4 protein-coding genes are annotated in these 4290 nt (G+C 43.4%); 3 read left to right on the forward strand and 1 reads right to left on the reverse strand.

Annotation, left to right across the window (positions count from 1 at the left end; all coding sequences use genetic code 11):
- The 3 genes from ACTNES_RS19620 to ACTNES_RS19630 form a co-directional block, all read left to right on the forward strand.
- Positions 1–442, forward strand: a 442-nt coding sequence (locus ACTNES_RS19620) for a hypothetical protein (RefSeq protein WP_441040460.1), incomplete at its 5' end; no start/stop codon positions are given.
- A gap of 70 nt (positions 443–512) precedes the next feature.
- Positions 513–1253 (forward strand): hypothetical protein, encoded by a 741-nt coding sequence (locus ACTNES_RS19625; RefSeq protein WP_291817482.1) that lies wholly within the window; start codon positions 513–515, stop codon positions 1251–1253.
- 375 nt (positions 1254–1628) lie between these two features.
- Positions 1629–2966 (forward strand): MATE family efflux transporter, encoded by a 1338-nt coding sequence (locus ACTNES_RS19630; RefSeq protein WP_441040461.1) that lies wholly within the window; start codon positions 1629–1631, stop codon positions 2964–2966.
- 18 nt (positions 2967–2984) lie between these two features.
- Here ACTNES_RS19630 and ACTNES_RS19635 read toward each other — a convergent pair.
- The coding region (locus tag ACTNES_RS19635; protein WP_441040462.1) for an MATE family efflux transporter at positions 2985–4290 on the reverse strand (1306 nt) is incomplete at its 5' end.

Genomic DNA, 4290 nt, shown 5'->3' on the forward strand with positions numbered 1-4290 from the left:
GTCAGAGAGTATAGAACGTAAGTTTGTTGCAGGGATTGTGTCAGGGATCATACTCAGTGTTATGGAATACTGTCTGCAGGGAGCCAGAAAGATTTATCTGGGAAACTGTATTACGGTCATCTGTCTGTTTATCTGGCTTATATTATATGGAAGGAAAAAAACATTTCCGCAGGTGCTGGCAGAAGCAGGACAGAAGTATGCGTTTCCCGTTTATCTGATTCATCCTGCAGTGGCTGATGCTGCGAAAAGAATCTCTGGCTGCACAGGAATCAGCAGAATTGGATACTGGCTCTGGTTGCGACCATTGTGTGTATATGGAATGACATTACTGATCATTTACTGTATTTTCAGAGTAAATATCTATGTCAAAAGCTGTTCACACCATGAGAAATGTGGTATAGTATTCAGTAAATCTTATGACAGAAAAACAAAACTACACTGAGTTTTGACATCTGTGCAGATGCCTGAAGAATCATAAGAAAATCAGCTGAAAAAGGCACAAAGGAGAAGAAATGACAGAAAAAAATCAGGACACGAACCAGAGGGAGAAGAGAGTGGAACAGACAGAACAGCACGATGAGAGTGTGCTTAATCCGGAGATCAAGAATGAGACGGATCTGTCAAAGAAGGAAAGACGCCTGATTGAGAAAGAGAAGTTAAAGGGAATGGGATTCGGAAAGAAGCTGGAATATATCTGGATGTATTATAAACCGGCTATTTTCGGAGTGATCGCAGCGATCGCACTCGCATTTGCAGCAAAGGACTATTATGAAAATGCTAAAATACAGACAGTAATGGCAGTATCTGTAGTAAATTTTATGGCAGGCGATACAGATACACTTGAACAGGAGATTAAGGATGTTCTTGGCTGCAGTGATGACAAATACAGCAGGGTTGAGATAGGAGTTAACCTTACTACAGATTCTGAGCAGAAGGAATTTGATTATACTGCACAGATGGCATATGTGACACAGGTTCAGACAGGATCCATTGATGTGATGGTTATGCCGGAATCTCTGTATCAGACGTTGAATGAAAATCAGCCGTTTGCAGATTTGGAAGAACTTCTGGGAGAGGATACCTTTCAATCCTTTGGGGAACAGACAGATAAGACACATATTTCCATTACAGACAGTAAACTTGCCGAAGAGTTGGGAGTCGCTTATGAACCGATGTGTATTGTGATCCCATATTCATCAAAGAATCAGGAGAATGCAGTAAAGTGGGTACAGACACTGGCAGACCAGAACTGATTGGTACTATCGTTACTGTTCACACACCACTATCCCGCGAGGTGTTTTGGCATGAATATGCCAAAATCCCGAGACATACAAGCCAAAATTCCATTGCCGCAGGCAATCTGGAATGAATTTTGGCTACGTTACTGTAAACGGAGTGAACAGTAACGTACTATCTACACGCCCGGCGAGGTGTTTTAACAAATACTTGACAGATATCAGCAATTTATGGTATGTTTATCACACCAAAACTGGTGTGGATTTTTCAGTCTTGTGAGAAACATGAACTTTTTTCGCCACACAATTGTCGTACATTTATGTACTGATAATTGTGTGGTATTTTTTTGCCACGGAAATGGCAGTACGAAAGAAAAAAGAAAGGGGAAAAGAATGAATAACACTTTTATGAAAGAAAAACCGGTATTTCCACTGCTGATATCTATGGCTATGCCAATGGTCCTGTCCATGCTTGTAAATTCATTGTACAATATTGTGGACAGTTTCTTTGTGGCAAAGATCAGCGAGCAGGCAATGACGGCATTGTCTCTGGTATACCCGGTGCAGAACTTTATCAATGCAGTTGCGAGTGGTTTTGGTGTAGGAATTAATGCACAGATATCCTTCCATCTGGGAGCAAAGAATATCGGAAAGGCAAATACAGCAGCTACTCATGGTATGCTTTTTAATATTATTCATGGAATTATCTTTACAGCAATCTGCATTCCATTCATGCCTGTATTCCTTAAGATGTTTACAAAGGAACAGGATATAATCTCACTGGGAGTACAGTATTCAACGATCGCATTTGCGTTTTCCACAGTGATCATGATCAGCCTGTCCTTTGAAAAGATTTTCCAGGCAGTAGGCATGATGAAACTTACGATGCTCAGTCTGCTGGTGGGCTGTATTTCCAATATTATCCTGGATCCGCTTCTTATTTTCGGAGTTGGAGTTTTCCCGAAAATGGGGATTAGAGGTGCAGCACTTGCGACCGGACTTGGACAGGTATTTAATGTTCTGGTGTATCTGATCGCATATAAGAAATGTGAGATACCGGTCAGAGTCAGCAGAAAGTATGTGAAACCCGACAGGAATCTGGATGCGAAATTATATCTGGTAGGAGTTCCGGCAATTCTTAATATTGCGCTTCCTTCCGTACTGATCTCATTCCTGAATCAGATCCTGTCTGCATTCTCCGGAAGTTATGTAGTAGTATTGGGAATCTATTACAAACTGCAGACTTTCCTGTATCTGCCGGCAAGTGGTATTGTACAGGGAATGCGTCCTCTGATGGGATACAATTATGGGGCAGGTGAGACAAAACGTGTGAAAAAGATCTTCGGTATTTCTCTCTGTCTGAATGGTATGATCATGCTGGCGGGAACGATCCTCTGCCTTGCAGCATCAGCATCGCTGATGGGAATGTTTACTGAGAATCCGGAGACTGTAAAGATTGGTACAACAGCACTGAGAATCATCTGTGTTGGATTTATCCCGTCTGCAATTTCTGTTACAGCCTGCGGAGCATTAGAAGGACTGGGCAAAGGTACCCAGTCTCTGGTGATTTCTTTATTAAGATATATTGTTGTAATCATTCCGGCAGCTTACCTGTTATGCCATTTTGCAGGAGCAGGCGCTGTATGGAATGCATTTTGGATATGTGAACTTACAACAGCAGTGGTAGTAGGGATCGGGATAAAATATTACTGGAACCGTTTGCTGCAGTAGGGAATTGCGATAGGGCAGTTAAGCCAGATCTGTATTTGACTGACAGCGTTTCTCCAGATGACGGTTGATCAGGAGAAGGAACACAATTGTGGAGAGTACAGAACAAACTCCGTCAGCTACAGGTTCCGCGAAAAAAGCAGCTTTTGCTCCGAAAAAAACAGGCAGAACTGCTGCGCTGAGCACAAATAGCGATTTCCTGGTAACGGAAAGTGCAAGTCCTGTTCTCGGTCTTTCCAGAGCAGTAAGACCATCTACGAAAACATACTGAAAGCTCAGCGGGATGATCATCAGTGTATAGGTCTGAATTGCCCAGACAGAGAAGCGGATATATTGTGGATCCGTTGTAAATAACAGAACAAAATACCGCGGTACAAGCCGGGAGAGAAGGAGCATGATGGTGGTAAATATAAGCATTACCCCCAGAATGTTCCTTTCTGCGTCTTTGACTCTGTCCGCACGTTTTGCACCGTAATTGTAACTGAGGATCGCCTGTGTGCCTCCGCTGATACCAATCATCGGTGAAGTGATCAGAAGCATATAGCTCTGGGCGATGGTAGCGCAGGTGATCAGCATGTCACCCTGGGAGGCGCCGCCGTATTTCTGAAGGACCGTATTCATGATGATCAGGATCAGACTGTCAGTGGCAAGGATCAGAAAGGGAGAAAATCCCAGAGAAATGATCTTGCCCATGATCTTCAGGTCATATTGTCCGAAGGTGATCTTTACAGGTACTTTTTTTCCAAACAGGAAAGTCATGGCAAAGATGCAGGAAAGTACCTGTGAAATGACGGTTGCAATTGCAGCGCCGGCGATCCCCATATGAAATCCAAAGATAAACACAGGATCCAGCAGGATATTGCAGCCTGCACCGATGAGAACCGTAAACATTCCCACGAGCGGAAAACCCTGACAGTTGATAAAGTAGTTCAGTCCTGTAGCCATCAGTGCAAAGAAAGTTCCTGTTGTGTAAATGGTTAGGTAAGTATTGGCAAATGGAAAAGTAGCTTCACTTGCTCCAAACCACATCAGAAGCTTGTCTTTTAACAGAAGAAAGCTGACAGTCAGCAGAACAGAGAAAATACTGAGCATAAGAAAGGAATTTGCCAGTACTTGTTCTGCTTTTTTGGTGTTCTTTTCGCCCAGGCGGATGCCCATGGTGATGGAACCGCCGATCCCTATCAGGGTGCCGAAAGACGTAAGAAGTGTAACGATAGGACCGCATATACCTGCACCTGCAAGGGCAAGCGTGCCGTTACCGGCAATATGTCCGATATACATTCTGTCAATGATCTGTCTCTTATACACATCTGACGCTGCCGACGAC

It is taken from the genome of Blautia sp. HCP3S3_D9, from assembly GCF_052063845.1.
GTDB lineage: Bacteria > Bacillota > Clostridia > Lachnospirales > Lachnospiraceae > Blautia_A.

Bases quoted from the DNA above. Each gene is read 5' to 3' on its own strand.
- ACTNES_RS19625 (WP_291817482.1), top strand. From the start codon at position 513: ATGACAGAAAAAAATCAGGACACGAACCAGAGGGAGAAGAGAGTGGAA.
- ACTNES_RS19630 (WP_441040461.1), top strand. From the start codon at position 1,629: ATGAATAACACTTTTATGAAAGAAAAACCGGTATTTCCACTGCTGATA.